We start from the raw sequence: 18200 nt of genomic DNA, 5'->3' as shown, positions 1-18200 counted from the left end.
TCTCGACCGCGCCGGGCGGCCGAGAGCACGCCGAAATCTCCGCGACACCTGGGCGGAGGCTCCGCGAAGCGCTGCACGGAGGTCGACCATTCCTGCACCGCCGTCCATGTCGCCGCATCCGGTCGCCGCCGACAGTGAGGTCACACCTCGAGAAAGGAACCATCATGGATTTCGCCGACAAGACCGTGGTCGTCACCGGAGCCGCCGGGGGCATCGGGAGCGCGGCCGTGAAGATCTTCGCGGAGGGCGGCGCGAACGTCGTCCTCGTCGACATCGACCCGCAGGCCCTCGAGCGCACGGTGACCGAGCTCGATCTCGACCCCGACCGCACCGAGACGGTGGCGGCCGACGTGCGATCCGAGGCCGAGGTGCAGAAGTACGTCGAGATCGCGCGCCACCGCTTCGACACCATCGACGTGTTCTTCAACAACGCGGGTGTGGAAGGAGCGACGGGTCCTCTGACCGAGACCACGTCCGCCACGCTCGACCTCATCCTCGACGTCAACGTCAAAGGACACTTCTTCGGCCTCAAGCACGTCATCGCGGCGATGACCGAACAGGGAACCGGAGGAGCCATCGTCAACACCTCGTCGATGGCGGGAGTCATCGCGTTCCAGGGGCTCGGCGTCTACACCGCGTCCAAGCACGCCGTCATCGGCCTCACCCGGGTCGCCGCGGAAGAGGCGGCACCGGCGGGCATCCGCGTCAACGCCGTGTGCCCCGGCCCGGTCAACACGCGCATGATGCGGGAGATCGAACAGGGCATGTCGCCGGACGACATCCCCGGCGTGCAGGCGGCGTTCGCGAACCTCGTCGCGCTCAAGCGCTACGCCGAGCCGTCCGAGATCGCGGAGGTCGTCGCCTTCCTGGCATCCGACAAGGCCTCGTACGTGACCGGCAGCATCTACACGATCGACGCCGGCATGACCGGCATGTAGGACGCGAGGTCCGACCGGGCGGACGACCTCGAGCGCCGGCCCCGGGATGCCGGCGGCTCACGCCCCCGTGAACCACCCGTCCGCGCCGAGGTCCGATCCCGCGCGCGGCATGTACTGGTCGAAGTACACGCGGGCGACCAGCTCGCGGCGGCTGGTGACGCCGGCCTTGTCGAAGATCGACTTGAGGTGGTCCTGCACGGTGTACGGCGAGACGTGCATCGACGCGGCGATCTCCTTGGTGTCGGCACCGCGCAGGACGGCCCCGACCACCTCGCGCTCGCGGAGCGTCAGCGCGAAGGCCGCGGCCACGATGTCGATGACCTCCTGCGGGCGGGCTTCCTCGATCGTCACGACCACCTCGCCGGCGCGGTCGCCGAGGCCCCCGAGCGGTGCGGCGTGCAGCACCAGCCACACGCCGTCGGCCGTGCGCGTGCGGGTGCGTGGCATCCGGGGGAGCGTCCCCGCGGCGAACCGGCGCGCGCCGCTGACCAGCGCCTGGATGTAGCTGAGGGGGTCCGCCCCGGGCGCGGACAGCTGCGCGAGACGCTCCTGCGCGCCGGGGCTCGACTGCACGACGCGGTCCGCGGCGTCGATGATCAGCACCGCCGGGCCCGTCGGGTGTACGGCCTCGCGGCGGGCGAGCTGCGAGAGCAGACCCGTCCGGATGCCACGCGTCAGCGCCGGCGCGATATCGGTCAGCAGCTGCAGCTCACCGGCGTCGAAGACCGCGTCGTCGCTGCCGCGCAGGATCGACAGGGTCGCCCAGACACCCCCGCGATCGGCGAACACCACCCGCGCCTCATCGACGTAGCCGAACCGCGGGACGACGAGGTCGGCCATGCGTTCGAGGCGGTCGACCTGACCGCCGGTGGTCGCATGGATGCCGACGGCGACGTTCCCCGCCGACGCCATCTCGTCGTAGTGGGTGGGGTCGGGCTCACCGCCGTACTCGATGCGCGCCCACGCCACGTCGGCATCGTTCCGGCCGTGCAGATCGCCGAGTTTGTGGGTGCTGGAGATCATCGACGTCGCCGGATCGGTGCTCGAGAAGCAGCCCGCGACGAAGGGGATGACGCTCAGCAGTGCGGCGGCGGACTCCTCCATGAAGTCCGCGAGCGGCAGACCGGCGCGCGACAGCACATCGATGTCGCTGCGCGCGCGTCCGGCGGCCAGAGCGGTGACCATGCCAACAGTGTGCTCCGCTCGGGGCTTCGTCACCATCCCAGGATTCTGGGGGGCCGGAAATCCCCTCTCGTCTGGAATGGATGCCGATGACGAAGGGGAGCAGAGTCATGGCGTCACCCACCCGAACGAACGGTCTTCACCATGTCATCCATCACCGAAACCCCTCTCGACGACAGCGCCGCGAAGCTGCGCGATGCCCTCGGATCCCGCGTCATCCTCGCCGGTGACGCCGACTACGACGCCGTGCGGTCGCCGTGGAACGTCGCCGTCGATCAGCGTCCGTTCGCGGTCGTCATCCCGGAGTCCGCGGAGGAGGTCGTCGCCGTCGTCCGCGCGGCGACCGCCGCCGGCCTCCGCGTCGCCGCGCAGTCCACCGGTCACGCGGCACCCGGGCTGTCCGAGACGGACCTCTCCGACGTCGTGCTCGTGCGCCTCACCGCCCTGCGCGGAGTCACCGTGCACCCCGAGGCCCGCGCCGCGATCGTGCTCGGCGGGTCGCACTGGAACGACGTCATCGCCGCCGCGGCACCGTACGGCCTCACGGCGCTGCACGGCAGCGCCGGCGACGTGTCGGTCGCGGGGTACTCGCTGAACGGAGGTGTCTCGTTCTACGCCCGCGCTCACGGGCTCGGCGTCAACGCCGTCCGCGCCGTGCAGATCGTCACGGCCGACGGCTCGCTGGTCCGCGCGAGCGCGCACCAGAATGCCGACCTGTTCTGGGCCGTCCGCGGCGGCTCGGGTTCGTTCGGCATCGTCGTCTCGCTCGAGATCGACCTGCTGCCGTACGCCGACGTGTTCGCCGGGATGCTGCTGTGGGATGCCTCGCACACCGCCGCCGTGAGTCGCGCGTGGGCCGCGTGGACGGCATCCGTCCCCGAATCCGTCACCTCGACCCTGCGCGTGCTGCACCTGCCGCCGCTGCCGGAACTGCCGCCGTTCCTCTCGGGCCGGTCGGTCGTCGTGGTCGACGGAGCCGTGCTCGAGTCCGACGCCCGCGCCGACGAGCTGCTGCGACCCCTGCGCGACCTCGCGCCCGAGATCGACACGTTCGGGCGCATCCCGTCCGCTGCGCTGGTGCAGGTGCACATGGACCCGCCGCAGCCGACCCCGGCGGTGACGCGCCACCGCGTGCTCGACGCGTTGCCCGACGACGCCGTCGCCGCATTCGTGGCGGCATCCGCGGATCCGGGGCTGTTCGTCGCCGAACTCCGACACGTCGGCGGTGCCGCCGCCCGTCCGGTGCCGGGCGGCGGGGCGGTGTCGGCGGTCGCCGGCGAATACATCGTCCACTCGATCGCGGTGCCGCCCGTGCCCGAAGCGCTGCCGGGGGCGCTGACCTCGGCGACGGCGCTCGTCGACGCCTTCGAGCCGTGGGCCGCGGAGACCCTGGCGCTGACGTTCCTCGACGGGGGAATGGATCGCGCGCCCGGGTTCGGAGCGTCGCTCGATCGCCTGCGCGCGCTCAAGGCGCACTGGGACCCGCGGAACGTCTTCGCGGCGGCCAACCCGGTATAGGCGGTCACGGGCCGAGCCGGGGAGGGTGTCATCCGTCGCCCTCCCCGGCGGCGCGAGAGAGGAAACGGACGGCGTTCGCGGGGATGCGATTCGCGCGGACGTTTATGGACTCGGAGCGGAAACAACCGCGCAATACCGGACTCCGAAACTGATGGGCGTTCATTGCCCGTTCACATTCGATTCGAAGGTTCCCGTTTGTCTCACTCCTTTTCGTCGCGGAGGGCCGTCCGGCTCTCCGCGGCCGCCGCGCTCTGCTCCGGTCTCGTCCTCAGCGCCGCACTGACCGCGCCGTCCGCGTTCGGCGCGACGACCCCCACGCAGACCGCGCCGGCCGTCGTCGACCTCAGCATCACCGACGCGCTCGCACTGCTCGAATCCGGCGCCACCACATCGGTCGCCCTGACGCAGCAGTACCTCGACCGCATCGCCGCCTACGACGACCCCTACGGCGATCAGCCCGGTCTCGCAGCCGTCATCCTCGCCAACCCCGACGCGCTCGCGACCGCGGCCGAACTCGACGCGGAGCGCGCGGACGGCATCATCCGCGGGCCACTGCATGGCATCCCGATCCTGGTGAAGGACAACTACGCCACGTTCGACATGCCCACCACCGCGGGCAGCGCCTCCCTGCACACGTACCAGACGAAGCTCGACTCGACCGCGGTGCAGCGCCTTCGCGACGCCGGAGCGATCATCCTCGCCAAGACCAACATGGCGGAGTTCGCCTGGCACGGCACCTACACGCTCAGCTCCGAGCGGGGACGCACCAACAACCCCTACAACCAGGCGAACAGCGCCAGCGGATCCAGCGGAGGCACCGCCGCGGCCGTCGCCGCCGGCTACGCGCCCGCCGGGCTCGGCACGGACTCCTGCGGCTCGATCGTCGGGCCGAGCGCTCACCAGAGCCTCGTCGGCTACCGGCCGACCATGGGCCTGACCAGTGTCACCGGCATCGTGCCGCTCTCGCTCCGCCAGGACGTGTCGGGCCCGATGACCACGACCGTCACCGACGCGGCGCTGCTGATGGAGGTGCTCGCCGGTTACGACCCGACCGACCCGCAGACGGTCATCGCCAACGAGCAGGACAGCACCTCGTATGTCGAAGGCCTGAGCGACACCGCTCTCGAGGGCAAGCGCATCGGCTACGTGCGGTGGGACTACGAGGAGGACCCGGCTCGCCCCGGACTCGCCGAGACCACCGCGCTCATCGACCAGGCCGTGCAGGACCTGGCCGCACAGGGCGCTGAGATCGTCGAGGTGCCGGACTTCACGCGCGAGTTCGTCTCGGGAACGTTGAAGAGCGGCGGCTGGATCGACATGCGTTCGGACATCGACGAGTTCTTCGCCACGACGGAGGCGACGTGGCCCGAGGGCCTCGCCGCCCTCACCGAGCCGCTGGATGCCTTGACGTTCTCCGACGTGATCGCCGACGGCAAGTCCTCCCTGACGCAGGGGGACATCGACTACTTCCTCGGCAACGAGGACATCCCGAACCCGGCCTGGGAGGCGGCCGGCGCCGAGCAGCAGGCGGGCAAGCTCGCGATCGACCAGTACTTCATCGACCACGACCTCGATGCCCTCGCGATGCCGACCAGCGCGACGTCGGCCACGCCCGACTGGGCGGGCACGACGTTCTGCGACGTCGGAGCGAACACGGGGATCCCGACCGTCTCGCTTCCCGCCGGCTTCACCTCGACGGGTGCCGCCGTGGGCCTCGAGCTGGCCGCTCCGCGGAGCCAGGACGCTGCGCTGCTCGCGATGTCGTACGACTACGAGCAGGCGACGCTGCACCGCGTCGCGCCGGCCTCCACGCCGGAGCTGCTGGCCGTGGAGCCCACCCCGGAGCCGACCGCCTCTCCGACCGCGTCTCCGACGGTCGCGCCGACCGCCACTCCGACGGTCGCGCCGACCGCGGAACCGACCGCTCAGCCCACCGCGAGCGCGGTTCCCGTTCCGGGCTCGACGTCGGAGCCCGCGGCCCTCGCGCGCACCGGGGCGCAGAGCACGACCGGCCTCGCCGCCCTCGCGTTCGCGCTGATCGCGGGAGGGGCGGCTGCCCTGGTCCTCACGGTGCTCCGACGCCGGACGGCGCAGAAGTAGAACCCGTCCAGGGGTGGGGTCGGCGGTCGCCGGCCCCGCCTCTGCGTCAGAGCGTGTGCCACTCCCCGGCTGCGGCCACGCAGCGCTCGATGAGCGTGGCATCCGCGGGTTTCCGTTCGATGGTCGCGCGATAGTAGATCGGCCCGATCGTCATGGCCGCGGCATCCGTGGCGTCTCCCCGAAGGGAGAGTTCCCCGTGTCGCGCTGCTTCGCCCAGGGCAGCCGTCAGACGCTCGGAGAGAACGCTCGCAAACCCCTCACGCCGGGTGTCCATGGCCGCGTCCCACAGGGCCGTGTTGACCAACGTCGACGTGACGGCGCGCACGTCGTCCTGATCGAGTTGTCCGGCGATGGTCGTCAGCTCCCGGGTGAGCCACTCCCGGTAAGGCGACGCGGCGTTCTCGAAGAACGGCAGGGGAACGGTCGCCATGGCCTCGGCCAGCAGCTGATCGGTCCGCGGCCAGTGGCGGTAGACGGTCGCTCGCCCGATGCCGGCGTGATCGGCGATCTGGTTGTGCGTGACCGCTGCCGGCCCGTGCTGAAGGAGCAGCTCGCGTGCGGCGTTCACGATCGCCTCGCGGCTGCGCCGGAAGCGGGGGTCGGACTCGCTGCTCATGACTCGAGTCTATGAGATGTCTTGACTCATAAGTCGGCGCATGCCAGAGTCGGCGTTATGAGACAAAATGTATCGCAGATGACCATCGCCGTTCTCGGCGCGACGGGCGCGACCGGACGGCACGTCGTTGCTCGCGCGCTGGAGGACGGACACCACGTGCTGGCTTTCGTGCGCACGCCCGGCTCGTTCCGCCCGTCCGAGCGTCTTCGCGAGGTCGAGTGGACGGATATCGCCGATGCGGACACGCTCAGCGGTGCCCTTCGCGGAGCCGACGCCGTCATCAGTGCGCTGGGAGGCGCGAGCACCGGACCGACGACCGTTTGCACGGATGCCATGCGCACCGCGGTTCCCGCCATGAGAGACGCGGGCGTCGACCGGCTGATCGCCGTCAGTGCCCACGGAGTGCTCGAAACCCGGGACCGGACTCTGTACTCGCGGGCGGTGTGGTCGGCCGTCGGGGAGCGGATGAAGGACAAGGAGGCGATGGAACATCTCATCGTCGCCTCCCCTCTGAAGTGGACGATCGTCCGCCCGCCAATGCTGCGGGACACCCCGGCATCCGGTTCCTACACGACAGGCGATCGGCTCCCCATCAGACTCTGGCACTCCATCGGACGCGAAGATCTCGCCGACTTCCTCGTCCGCGAAGCGGAGAATCCCGCCTTCGTTCGCCGCTACCCCCGTCTCCGCCGATGACCGCGGCGAAGAACGGCGTCGCCGTCGTGACCGGCGCGACCGCAGGGATGGGACGCGTCCTCGCGCTCGCGCTGGCGCGCCGGGGCATGCACGTCGTGACGGTTGCTCGGGCGCCGCAGCGCGCGCGAGAACTGCGCGACGAGATCGCACGGGACGGCGCCGGTTCCCTCGAAGTCATCCCCGGCGACCTGTCGCACCGCGCCGGCATCCACGCGGCGACGGCCGCAATTCGTGAGCGCCACGACGTGATCCAGCTCCTGATCAACAACGCCGGAGCGCACTACGGCAAACACCGACTCTCGGCCGACGGCATCGAGATGCACGTCGCGGTCGACTACCTCGCCGCCTACGGGATGACGGTCCTGCTGGCGTCGGAGTTGAGGAGTGGCCGAGCGCGCGTCGTCAACGTCGCCTCGGACACGCTCCGCGATACCCGGCGACTCAAAGCGGGAGGTCGCCCCCGTCCCGCGACTCTCGACATCGACGCGCTGGGCGATCTCGCCCTTCTCAACCCGATCGCCGGCTTCGTGCCCTTCGAAGCGTACGCGCGGGCCAAGCTGCTGACGGTGATCGCGGGGTACGCGCTCGCACGTACCCTCGCGGGCGAGGTGTCCGTCAACGCGGTGCACCCGGGTATCGTCGCCACCGACATCATCAGAGATGTCATGCCCGCGGCTCTCCGACCTTTCGGCGGGCTCCTCCGCCGGGCGATGCTGACGCCAGAGCAGGGGGCGGCCGCGGCACTCCGGCTCGCGACCGACCCCGACCTGGACGGCGTCACCGGACGCTATTTCGTTCGCGACACGGACACGCCCACGCCGCCCGTGTCGTACAGCGTCGACGTTCAGACGCGACTGCGCGCCACGACCGACAGGTTCCTGGAGTCCGGAACTCAGTCCTCGAGGAACGGGTAGTCCGTGTACCCGCGCTCGTCCGGCCCGTAGACGGAGGGCTGGTGGACCTCGTTCTCGGCGGCGCCGCGCTCCCAGCGCGTGACGAGGTCGGGGTTGGCGATCGCGGGGCGGCCGACGGCGACCAGGTCGGCGATGTCGTCGTCGATGGCGGCGATGGCCTCGTCGCGTGTGGTGACGATCGAGAAGCCGGAGTTCACGATGAACGTGCCGCCGAAGGTGCGGCGCAGGTCCTGAATCAGCTCGCCCGCGGGGTCGTGGTGCAGCACGCTGAGATACGCCAGGCCCAGGGGCGCGAGGCCGGCGATGAGCGCCTCGTAGGTGGCGCGGGTCTCGGCGTCGTCCTTCTCCCACACGTCCTGGATGTTGTGGGCGGGAGAGATCCGGATGCCGACACGACCGGCGCCGATCTCGGCGGCCACGGCCTGTGCGACCTCGATGACGAAGCGGGCGCGGGCCTCGGGCGACCCGCCGTACCCGTCGGTGCGCTGGTTCGACGCGGGGGAGAGGAACTCGTGCAGCAGGTAGCCGTTGGCCGAGTGCAGCTCGACGCCGTCGATTCCGGCATCCACGGCGCGACGTGCGGCGGCGACGAACTCGTCGCGCACGGTGGCCAGTTCAGCGGTCTCGAGCGCGTGCGGCACCGGATAGGCGACCTTCGTGCCGTCGGCCAAGCGCGTCTCGCCCTCGATCGCGATCGCCGAGGGGGCGACGATGCGGTCGGTGCCGGTGATGAGCGGATGCGTCACGCGTCCGCCGTTCATGAGCTGCATGAAGACCGCACCGCCCTCGGCGTGCACGGCATCCGCGACCTTCGCCCAGCCGGCCGCCTGCGCGTCGGTGACGATGCCCGGCTGACCGGGGTACGCCCGCGACTCGGCGCTCGGGTAGACACCCTCGGTCACGAGCAGGCCGATGCCCGCGCGCTGCGCGTAGTACTTCGCGACGATCGGGCCGGGAACGCCGTCGGCGCCGGAACGCAGGCGGGTCATGGGAGCGAGCGAGACGCGATTGCGGACGTCGACATCGCCGACGGTGGTGGGGCTGAACAGGCTCACGGGTGTCCTTTCGGGGGGAAACAGGGCCGCCCCTCCCCAACCCGCTGCGGACGGAGGCTATTCCACATCGACGCCCTCCGGTGGAGACCCCGCCGTACGATGGTGCCTCCCGAGCCCCACCGGAGGACCGCGCGATGACCGAGAACCCCCTCGCCCACCGGCTCGACTACACGCTCGCCGAGCTCGACGACGACGCCCTCGCGGCCTCGCCGATCGCGCTGTTCCAGCGGTGGCTGGCGGATGCCGCCGACCTGCCCGAACCCAACGCGATGGTGGTGTCGACGGTGGATGCCGAAGGCTCACCGACCTCGCGCACCGTGCTGCTGCGCGGAATCGATGGCGACGGCGCACTGTGGTTCTTCACGAACCGGCAGTCGCGGAAGGGGCGCGCGCTCGCCGAGAACCCGGCCGTGTCGGTGCTGTTCCCCTGGTACGCGCTGCAGCGGCAGGTCATCGTCCTCGGCACCGCGACGCCGCTGCCGGCGGAGCGCGATGACGCGTACTTCGCGTCGCGTCCGCGGGGGTCGCAGCTGTCGGCCTGGGCGAGTCACCAGTCGGAGACCGTGGCATCCCGAGCCGCGCTCGAGGAGCAGATGTCCGCCGTCGAGGCGCGGTTCGCGGACGGAGCGCCCGTGCCGCGGCCGCCGCACTGGGGCGGGTACCGCATCGAGCCGCGGGAGATCGAGTTCTGGCAGGGGCGTCCCTCGCGGCTGCACGACCGGATCGTGTTCACGCGCGACGGGGACGGGTGGGCGGCGGTGCGGCGGCAGCCGTGACGCCCGGTTAGATCCGCGGCACCGCCCCGCCCGCGACCCACGCGCGCAGCGCGGCGAGGCGTGGCTCGTCGAGGCCGGCGGTGTCGACCGTCTTCACGCCGCCGATGCCATCGGCATCCTTTTGTCCCGATCGGCGGGCCAGGCCGTCCGGCATCCGGTGCGCGGTGAGATCGAGTGTCGCGTCGACGACCACGACCTCGTCGCCCGCGGAGAGATTGCGGACGCGCTGGACGAGCGCCTGCACCTTCCAGTGCTCCCACAGCACGTTCGGTCCGGTATCGACGGGTCCGTCCGTGGGCGCGGCCGGGAGCTCGGTGGCATCCGGGAATCGGACGGCATCCGCGAGACCGAGGTGCTCCGCGAGGGACCCCAGGGCTGCGGGGTCGGTGAGGCGGCGCGTGTTCCAGACGATGTCGGCGCCCGCCTCGGCCAGCTCGCGGATGCCCTCCACCAGGGGGAGGCGAAAGAAGAACCGATCGTCGGGGGTCACTGCACCGTCGTCGGGAACGGGGAGTGGCGCGTACTCCCGACCCTCTTTCATGGCCGCGTGATCGCGGGCGGGGGAGTCGATCTCGACAAGCAGCACTCCCTCGACGCCGAGCAGGATCGTGTGGCGGCTCATCCCGGCAGTCTGCCAGGCGTTCGATCCGGCGGGTTTGTTGCCCGCGCCAACTTACCTCTTGCGCTCCGGGGCGATGTGGCTTAGTTTTGCCGTCGAAGCGCTTCCCGGAAGCGCTTAGACAATGCTACGAAGGAGTCGCGATGGCCAAGATCGACGAGGTCGCCCGTGCCGCGGGTGTGTCGATCAGCACGGTCTCCTACGCGCTCAGCGGCAAGCGTCCGGTGTCGGCCGAGACGCGGCGCCGCATCCAGGCCGCGGTGCACGAGCTCGGCTATAGCCCCAACGCCGGCGCCCGGATGCTCGCCGGCAGCCAGACGAACATCTTCGCGCTGTCCGAGCCGCTCCGCGCCGACAGCCACGCCCCGAGCCACATGGCCTTCATGCACGCGATGACCGTCGCTGCCCGCCGCAAGGAATACGACATGCTCCTGCTCACCGACGAAGACGCGTCGGCCGGCATGAAGCGGGTCGCGGCGAGTGGACTCGTGGATGCCATCCTCGTGCTGGACGTCGCCCCCGACGACCCGCGCGTCGAGATCGCCCGCGCCAGTGCGACGCCGACGTTGTTCGTCGGCATCCCGAACGACCACGCCGACCTCGTGTGCGTCGACCTCGATTTCGAGAGCGCCGCCGTCGCCGCGGTCGATCGCCTCGCCGACGCCGGCCATCGGGAGATCGGCCTCATCGGCGGGTCGCGCCGCGCGTACGAGAAGTCCAACTTCCCGCCCCGCGTGCGGACGGCCGTCACGGAGCGCGCGACCGAGCGCGGGATGAACGCCCGGGCCGTGGCATCCGGCGAGGTCGTCACCGACCGGAGTCACGTGCGCCGATCGGTGCGGGAGTTCGTCGCCGCGGGCGTCACCGGCATCGTGCTGCACGCCCCGGAAGAGGTGCTGCAGGTCGCGCTCGTCGAGCTCGCGGCCCTCGGCAAGAGCGTGCCGCGCGACGTGTCGATCGTCTCGGTGGGCAGCAGCTTCGACACCGATGCGCTCCCCACGCCCGTCGACTCGATCCCGCTCGTGCCCCAGAGCTCGTGCGAGCTCGCGGTCGACCTCGCCATCGAGCTGATCGCCGGTCGGCCCGTGGCATCCGGTCTTCACCTCATCCCTCCCGCCTACCTCGAGCGCGGCTCCGTCGCCGCGGCTCCTCCCGCCTGACCCTCCCAACTCCACAGCCTGCGCCGTTCGCCCATCATCGAAGCGCTTCGACAACATTTCGATGACCCGGCCGCGACGCATCCGCCCCCGCTAGCGGACACCCATGAACCAGCGGATCACAGTGAAAGGAGTGCCAACGATGGCACGCACGAACGCCCAACGACGCGCGACCCGAGCCCTCACGACCCTCGGCTCGATCACCGTCGCCGCCCTCGCCCTCTCGGCCTGCAGCGGGGGAGGCGACTCCGGTTCCACCGACGGCGAGGGCCAGACCCTCACCCTCTGGCACTACGAGGGCGCCGACAGCGCCATGGCCAAGGCCTGGAACGCAGCGATCCCGATCTTCGAGGAACAGACCGGCGCGACGGTGAAGGTCGAGGAGAAGTCCTTCGAGCAGATCCAGAAGACCGCCAGCCAGGTGCTGGACACGGACGCCGCGCCCGACCTCATGGAATTCAACAAGGGCAACGCGACGGCGGGCTTTCTCGCCAGCACGGGGCTCATCTCCGACATCGGCGACGCCGTCGCCGAGTACGGGTGGGATGCCAAGCTCGCCCCATCGCTGCAGACCACCGCGAAGTACACCTCCGACGGTGTCATGGGTGGAGACACCTGGTACGGCGTGCCCAACTACGGCGAGTTCGTCGGCGTCTACTACAACCTCGACGCCTTCGCCGCCGCCGGTCTGGAAGTGCCCACGACGTACGACGAGTTCGTCGCGGTGCTCGACGCCTTCGTCGCGAAGGGCATCACGCCCCTCGCCGAAGCCGGGGCCGAGTACCCGCTGGGACAGCTCTGGTACCAGCTCGCGCTGACCGAGGCCGACCGCTCGTGGGTCGACGACTACCAGCTCTACAAGAACCCCGTCGACTGGAGCGGCACCGAGGTGGAGTACGCCTCCGAGACGCTCAAGGACTATGTCGACAAGGGCTACATCGCCACGGACGTGTCGTCGGTCAAGGCCGAGGACGCCGGCGTTTCGTTCATCAACGGCACCTCGCCGATCTTCGTGTCGGGGTCCTGGTGGTACGGCCGTTTCGCGAGTGAAGCAGGCTTCGACTGGACGCTGTCGGCCTTCCCCGGGTCGAAGCTGTCGCTCGGCTCGTCGGGCAACCTGTGGGTCGTCCCCGAGCGCTCGCAGAACAAGGACCTGGCGTACCAGTTCATCGACATCACGATGAGCCCCGAGATCCAGGCGATCATCGGCAACAACGGCGGCGTGCCCGTCGCTGCGGACACCGCTGACATCACGGATGCCAAGAGCAAGGAGCTCATCGACACGTTCAACGGCATCCTCGACGAGGACGGTCTGTCGTTCTACCCCGACTGGCCCGCGCCCGGCTTCTACGACGTCCTCGTGCAGGAGCTGCAGGGTCTCGTGACCGGCAGTCAGGATGCCGCCACGACGAACGCCAACCTCGGTGAGAAGTACGACGAAGGCACGGCGGACTTCCGCTGATGGCCCTCTCCACGCGATCGGCTGCTCGGGTGGCACTCCCGCCCGAGCAGCCGGCCATCCCCCAACGCAGCGGCGGCACCGCCGGGTACTGGATGTACCTCCTGCCCGGCTTCGTGCTGCTGCTGGTCATCGTCATCGTCCCGCTCGTGTGGAACGTGTTCCTCACCTTCACCAAGTGGCGCGGCGTCGGCGCCCCCGAGTTCATCGGCCTCGACAACTGGACGAAGCTCCTCTCCGACGAGGACTTCTGGACCTCCTTCACCAATTCGGTGTGGATGGTGCTCGCGATGGTCGTCGTTCCCACGGTCGTGGGGCTCGCGGTCGCGGCACTCCTCTTCGACGTCGTGGGCCGCAAGTTCGGCGGCAAGGTCGGCAGCTTCCTCCGCGCCACCTACTACCTGCCGCAGATCCTTCCCGTCGCCGTGGCCGGCATCGTCATCGGGTGGATCGTGCGCCCCGGCGACACCGGCGCGCTGAACCAGATCCTCGGCGGGCTCGGCATCCCGTCGTACGACTGGCTCGGACAGATGCCCTCGGCGCTCATCGTGCTCATGGTCGTGCTCGTGTGGGTGCAGATCGGGTACCCGGTCGTGGTGTTCATGGCCGCCCTGCAGCGCGTCGACCCCGAGCTGTACGAAGCCGCGGAACTCGACGGAGCCAACTGGTTCCAGCGGTTCTCCGCGATCACCATGAGCATCATCCGGCCGGAGATCTTCGTCGTCACCCTGACCTGCACGATCGCGGCGCTGAAGGTGTTCGGCCCCGTCTACGTCATCACCCAGGGCGGGCCGGCCGGGTCCACCATCGTCCCGGCGTACTACGCCTACCTCGAGTTCTTCACGAAGCGGAACGTCGGCTACGGCGCCACGATCGCGACGGTGCTGACGATCCTCGTCGTCATCGTGTCGATCGTGTTCATCCGCGTGCAGACCTCGCTCGAACGCAAGGAAAGGGCGGGACTGTGACCACCACCGCCGTCATCACCACAGGGCGTTCGCCGCGGCGCGGAGGACGCGGCGGCATGACACGTCGGCGCCCGGTCGACTGGCTGTTGCTCGCGCTCGTCGTCGTCGGCGCGCTCCTCGTGCTCGCGCCGTTCTACCTCGTGCTGGTGAACTCGTTCAAGTCGCCGGTCGACTACGCCACCTCGGGGCCGCTCACCCTGCCGCAGCAGCTCGACTTCGGCGGCATCGTGGACTTCTGGAACCGCGTCGACTTCCCCCGCAAGGTCGGCAACTCGATCCTCATCTCCGGTGTCGTCGCGCTGCTCGCCGTGCTCATCTCGGTGCTCAACGCCTTCGCGATCGGCATCGGCCGGGTGCGTGGCCGCACCGGGATCGTGCTGCTGTTCCTGCTCGCGAACCTGCTGCCGCAGGAGGCGCTGCTGTACCCGCTGTACTACATGTTCAAATCCGTCGGTCTCTACGACAACGTGCTGTCGGTCATCATCGTGTTCACCGTCATCCAGGCCGCGTTCGGCACGTACCTGCTGTCGTCGGTGTACGGGACGTTCCCGCGCGAGATCCTGGAGGCCGCCGCGATCGACGGCGCGACGCGGTGGCAGATCCTCTGGCAGGTCGTCTTCCCGATCAGCCGCCCGACCCTCTCGGTGCTCGTCATCTTCTTCTTCATCTGGACGTGGAACGAGTTCCTCATCCCGCTGACGTTCCTGGCATCCAACGACAACCAGACCGTGCCCGTCGCGATCAGCGTCCTGCAGGGCGACCGACTGATGGACGTCACGACGATCAGCGCCTCGGCGCTGTTGGGGATCATCCCGACGCTGATCTTCTTCCTCATCTTCCAGCGCACGCTGACACGCGGCATCACGGCAGGAGCAGTCAAGTAATGAAGTTCACCGATGGTTTCTGGCTCATGAGGCCGGGTGTCACCGTCGACTACGCCGCCGAGGCGTACGACATCAGCCCGGCGGAGACCCCCGATGGGCCCGGCATCGTGGTGCACGCTCCGACGAAGGTGATCGCCAAGCGCGGCGACGTGCTCAACCGGTCTGTCCTCACCGTGACGCTGTCGTCGCCGCTGGACGGCGTCGTGCGCGTGCGGATCGTCCACCACGACGGGGCGCGCAGCTCGGCCGGGTTCGCGTTGCCGGGGGCGGTCGCGGGCGGCGGGTCGGTCGAGGTGACCTCGGCGGGTGGCATCCTGACCGCGGGGCGGCTCACCGCGCGGGTGGCGCCGGGGGCGCCGTGGGATCTGTCGTTCGAGGTCGACGGGGAGCGTGTCACCGGCAGCGGATTCCGGTCCGTCGGGCGGGTGAGACTCGCCGAGGGTGCGGACGTCGAGAGCGGCGTGATCTCGAACGCGGGGGCCGACACGGGGGTGCCGTTCTCGCGCCACTTCGTGCACGAGCAGCTGGACCTCGGCGTCGGCGAGGCAATCTACGGCCTGGGTGAACGGTTCGGACCCGTCGTGAAGAACGGGCAGACCGTCGACATCTGGAACGCCGACGGCGGGACCTCGAGCGAGCAGGCGTACAAGAGCGTGCCGTTCTACGTCTCGTCCGGCGGCTACGGCGTGCTCGTGAACGACCCCGGGCACGTGTCGTTCGAGATCGGGTCCGAGAACGTCGAGCGCGTGCAGTTCTCGGTCTCGGGCGAGGCGCTGGAGTACCTCGTGTTCGCCGGGCCCACCCCGAAGGACGTGCTCGAGCGCTACACCGCCCTCACCGGTCGCCCGCCGGTGGTGCCGGCATGGTCGTTCGGCACGTGGCTGACGACGTCGTTCACGACCGACTACGACGAAGCGACCGTGACCTCGTTCATCGACGGCATGGCCGAGCGCGACCTGCCCCTGTCGGTGTTCCACTTCGACTGCTTCTGGATGCGCGAGTTCAATTGGACCGACTTCACGTGGGACGAGCGGGTGTTCCCGGATCCGGATGCCATGCTCCAACGCCTCCACGACCGTGACCTGCGCGTGTCGGTGTGGATCAACCCGTACATCGGGCAGCGTTCGCCGCTGTTCGCGGAGGGGGTCGCGAACGGGTACTTCGTTCGGCGACCGGACGGCACGCCGTGGCAGTGGGACCTGTGGGTGCCGGGGATGGCGCTGGTCGACTTCACGAACCCGGATGCCGTGCGCTGGTACCAGTCGTACCTGCGGCGGCTCATCGCGCAGGGGGTGGACTGCTTCAAGACCGACTTCGGCGAGCGGATCCCGACGGACGTCGTGTGGCACGACGGTACGGATCCCGAGCGGATGCACAACCTCTACGCGCAGCTGTACAACGCCGCGGTGCACGAGGTGCTCGTGGAGGAGCGGGGCGTCGGCGAAGCCGTGCTCTTCGCCCGCTCGGCGACCGCGGGCGGGCAGACCATGCCCGTGCACTGGGGCGGCGACAACTCCTCGACGTTCGCGTCGATGGCCGAGACGCTGCGCGGCGGCCTGTCGCTCGCGTGGAGCGGGTTCTCGTTCTGGAGCCACGACATCGGCGGCTTCGAGGGCACGCCCGACCCGGCCGTGTTCAAGCGCTGGGTCGCGTACGGGATGCTGTCGTCGCACAGCCGTTTCCACGGCTCGGACTCGTACCGGGTGCCGTGGGCGTTCGACGACGAGGCCGTCGACGTGACGCGCCGGTTCTCCCGACTGAAGCTGCGGCTCATGCCGTACCTGTACGCGGCGGCGCGTTCGGCCGCGGCCACGGGTGTGCCCGTGATGCGGCCGATGGCGCTGGAGTTCCCCGACGATCCCACGACGCTGCACCTCGACCGCCAGTACATGCTCGGCCCGGACCTGCTCGTGGCGCCGGTGTTCTCGGCATCCGGGGACGTGACGTTCTATCTGCCGTCCGGCGAGTGGACGCACCTGATGACCGGGGAGCACGTCGCGGGTGGCGGGTGGCGTCGGGAGACGCACGGCTTCGACTCGCTGCCGCTGTACGTGCGGCCGGGCGCCGTGCTGCCGTGGGGCGCGCGGGAGGACCGGCCCGACTACGACCACCTCGACGGGCTGACGCTGCGCGTGTTCCCCGGCGGCGAGGGGGTGGCCGAGGTGACGGTGACGGCCCCGGACGGGCGGGCGGAGACGTTCCGCGTGGACCGGGCGGAGGTCACCGAGTAGCGGCCCGGGCGGGGCCGCCGTTCACGGCCCCGCCCGTACGCTGGCGCCATGCGTTCCCTCCGCGAGGTCGCGCCCGGGGTACTTGTCGCCACGAGCCGCATCATGCAGACGACGTCGACCGTGGTCGTTGCTTCCGGTCGGGCCCTTCTCATCGATCCGGCGTGGATGCCCGACGAACTCGACGCCCTGGCCGCCGAGCTCCGCGCACGCGGGCTCACGGTCGCCGAGGGGTTCGCCACACACGCGCACCACGACCATCTGCTGTGGCATCCCGATTTCGGTTCGGCGCCGCGGTGGGCCTCGGCGCGGACGGCCGCGCTCGCGCGCGACGAGCGGGATGCTCTGGTCGCAGCGCTCGGGGCGGAGTTCCCCGCCGAGTTGGTCGAGTTGATGGGGCGGGTGGATGCCGGCTCCCCGGTGTTCGACGTCGAGCTCATCATGCACGACGGGCACGCTCCCGGTCACACGGCCGTGTGGCTGCCGGGGCCACGAGTGCTCGTCGCGGGCGACATGCTCAGCGACGTCGAGCTGCCGTTGCCGTTCGACCCGGATGATGTTCCCGCGTATGAGCGGGCGCTCGAGATGTTGGAGCCGTACGCGCGCGCCGCGCGGATCGTCGTCCCGGGGCACGGATCGGTCGGCACCGACGCGTTCGCGCGGTGGGAGGCCGACCGTCGGTACCTCGCGGACGTGCGACGGACCGGGGAATCGAACGACCCGCGGCGCGCGAACCCGGGGATGGAGGAGGAGTACGCGCGTCTGAAGAAGGTGCTGGGGTAGTCGTGAAGCACCTGCGCGCGGACATGCCCGGCACGCGCGGCGCGAGGGCGCCGTGGCCCGCGGGCGCTGTGCTGAGGCGGGCGGAAGCGTCCGTGGTTCAGAACGGTGCGGCGTCGAGATGTTCGGGCGGAGGCGCCGAGGCGGGCTCGTCGGGCAGGAACCTCACCGCCGGTGTGTAGGGCAGGGGATCATCCGCATAGACCCGCCCGGTCGGCGAGGTCCACTCGAGCACCCCGCCGGGGAGTTGTCTGACCTTCCACCGCGTGAACTGCTTCTGGCTGTGATGCCTCTGGCAGAGGTGAGGCTG

16 protein-coding genes and 1 pseudogene are annotated in these 18200 nt (G+C 70.1%); 12 read left to right on the top strand and 5 right to left on the bottom strand.

The genetic code is table 11. The annotated features are described in order from the left end of the window. Positions 1 to 164 precede the first annotated feature (164 nt). Positions 165 to 938 (top strand): SDR family NAD(P)-dependent oxidoreductase, encoded by a 774-nt coding sequence (locus LL239_RS16430; protein WP_228164465.1) that lies wholly within the window; start codon positions 165 to 167, stop codon positions 936 to 938. Between the two features lie 57 nt (positions 939 to 995). Here the strand turns inward: LL239_RS16430 and LL239_RS16425 are convergent, their stop codons facing one another. Next, positions 996 to 2123, bottom strand: a complete 1128-nt coding sequence (locus tag LL239_RS16425; protein WP_228164464.1) for a helix-turn-helix transcriptional regulator — start codon at positions 2121 to 2123, stop codon at positions 996 to 998. Between the two features lie 141 nt (positions 2124 to 2264). Between LL239_RS16425 and LL239_RS16420 the strand changes: the two genes are divergently transcribed. After that, complete coding sequence (locus tag LL239_RS16420) at positions 2265 to 3638, top strand: FAD-binding oxidoreductase (RefSeq protein WP_228164463.1); 1374 nt, start codon at positions 2265 to 2267, stop codon at positions 3636 to 3638. A 195-nt stretch (positions 3639 to 3833) separates the two neighbouring features. Beyond that, on the top strand, positions 3834 to 5738 hold the full coding sequence (locus tag LL239_RS16415; protein WP_267189362.1) for an amidase family protein: 1905 nt from the start codon (positions 3834 to 3836) through the stop codon (positions 5736 to 5738). A 46-nt stretch (positions 5739 to 5784) separates the two neighbouring features. Here the strand turns inward: LL239_RS16415 and LL239_RS16405 are convergent, their stop codons facing one another. Beyond that, positions 5785 to 6354: a TetR/AcrR family transcriptional regulator gene (locus LL239_RS16405; RefSeq protein ID WP_228164462.1), complete on the bottom strand. Its 570-nt coding sequence runs from the start codon at positions 6352 to 6354 to the stop codon at positions 5785 to 5787. Between the two features lie 78 nt (positions 6355 to 6432). Between LL239_RS16405 and LL239_RS16400 the strand changes: the two genes are divergently transcribed. Beyond that, the gene (locus tag LL239_RS16400; RefSeq protein ID WP_228164461.1) at positions 6433 to 7050 is read left to right on the top strand and encodes an NAD(P)-dependent oxidoreductase; all 618 of its coding nucleotides are present in this window, start codon (positions 6433 to 6435) and stop codon (positions 7048 to 7050) included. Then, a complete protein-coding gene (locus LL239_RS16395; protein WP_228164460.1) occupies positions 7047 to 7964 on the top strand; it encodes an SDR family NAD(P)-dependent oxidoreductase in 918 nt (305 codons plus the stop codon). Before LL239_RS16400 ends, LL239_RS16395 begins: the two co-directional genes overlap by 4 nt. Here the strand turns inward: LL239_RS16395 and LL239_RS16390 are convergent. Next, positions 7943 to 9019 carry an alkene reductase gene (locus LL239_RS16390; RefSeq protein ID WP_228164459.1) on the bottom strand — a complete coding sequence of 359 codons (1077 nt, stop codon included), beginning with the start codon at positions 9017 to 9019 and terminating at the stop codon, positions 7943 to 7945. The genes LL239_RS16395 and LL239_RS16390 overlap by 22 nt on opposite strands. A gap of 134 nt (positions 9020 to 9153) precedes the next feature. Here LL239_RS16390 and pdxH point away from each other — a divergent pair, with 134 nt between their 5' ends. Then, on the top strand, positions 9154 to 9795 hold the full coding sequence (gene pdxH / locus LL239_RS16385) for a pyridoxamine 5'-phosphate oxidase (RefSeq protein WP_228164458.1): 642 nt from the start codon (positions 9154 to 9156) through the stop codon (positions 9793 to 9795). A 7-nt stretch (positions 9796 to 9802) separates the two neighbouring features. Here the strand turns inward: pdxH and LL239_RS16380 are convergent, their stop codons facing one another. Continuing rightward, positions 9803 to 10417 carry a hypothetical protein gene (locus LL239_RS16380; RefSeq protein ID WP_228164457.1) on the bottom strand — a complete coding sequence of 205 codons (615 nt, stop codon included), beginning with the start codon at positions 10415 to 10417 and terminating at the stop codon, positions 9803 to 9805. A gap of 140 nt (positions 10418 to 10557) precedes the next feature. Here LL239_RS16380 and LL239_RS16375 point away from each other — a divergent pair, with 140 nt between their 5' ends. The 6 genes from LL239_RS16375 to LL239_RS16350 all read left to right on the top strand — a co-directional run bounded on the left by LL239_RS16375 (position 10558) and on the right by LL239_RS16350 (position 17893). Then, positions 10558 to 11574 (top strand): LacI family DNA-binding transcriptional regulator, encoded by a 1017-nt coding sequence (locus LL239_RS16375; protein WP_228164456.1) that lies wholly within the window; start codon positions 10558 to 10560, stop codon positions 11572 to 11574. Between the two features lie 139 nt (positions 11575 to 11713). Continuing rightward, positions 11714 to 13033, top strand: a complete 1320-nt coding sequence (locus LL239_RS16370) for an ABC transporter substrate-binding protein (RefSeq protein ID WP_228164455.1) — start codon at positions 11714 to 11716, stop codon at positions 13031 to 13033. After that, positions 13033 to 13998 carry a carbohydrate ABC transporter permease gene (locus LL239_RS16365; RefSeq protein ID WP_228164454.1) on the top strand — a complete coding sequence of 322 codons (966 nt, stop codon included), beginning with the start codon at positions 13033 to 13035 and terminating at the stop codon, positions 13996 to 13998. Before LL239_RS16370 ends, LL239_RS16365 begins: the two co-directional genes overlap by 1 nt. A gap of 56 nt (positions 13999 to 14054) precedes the next feature. Beyond that, positions 14055 to 14882, top strand: coding sequence for a carbohydrate ABC transporter permease (locus LL239_RS16360; protein WP_228164496.1), 828 nt, complete (start codon positions 14055 to 14057; stop codon positions 14880 to 14882). After that, positions 14882 to 17113: an alpha-xylosidase gene (gene yicI, locus LL239_RS16355; RefSeq protein WP_228164453.1), complete on the top strand. Its 2232-nt coding sequence runs from the start codon at positions 14882 to 14884 to the stop codon at positions 17111 to 17113. Before LL239_RS16360 ends, yicI begins: the two co-directional genes overlap by 1 nt. A gap of 48 nt (positions 17114 to 17161) precedes the next feature. Further along, the gene (locus LL239_RS16350) at positions 17162 to 17893 is read left to right on the top strand and encodes an MBL fold metallo-hydrolase (protein ID WP_228164452.1); all 732 of its coding nucleotides are present in this window, start codon (positions 17162 to 17164) and stop codon (positions 17891 to 17893) included. Positions 17894 to 17990: 97 nt separating this feature from the next. Here LL239_RS16350 and LL239_RS16345 read toward each other — a convergent pair. Further along, positions 17991 to 18200: pseudogene (locus tag LL239_RS16345) on the bottom strand (HNH endonuclease); the annotation flags it as partial.

The sequence above is a fragment of the Microbacterium testaceum genome (assembly GCF_020781835.1).
In the GTDB taxonomy this organism is placed as follows: Bacteria; Actinomycetota; Actinomycetes; order Actinomycetales; family Microbacteriaceae; genus Microbacterium; species Microbacterium testaceum_H.
This window is presented reverse-complemented; position numbering and strand designations above follow the sequence as displayed.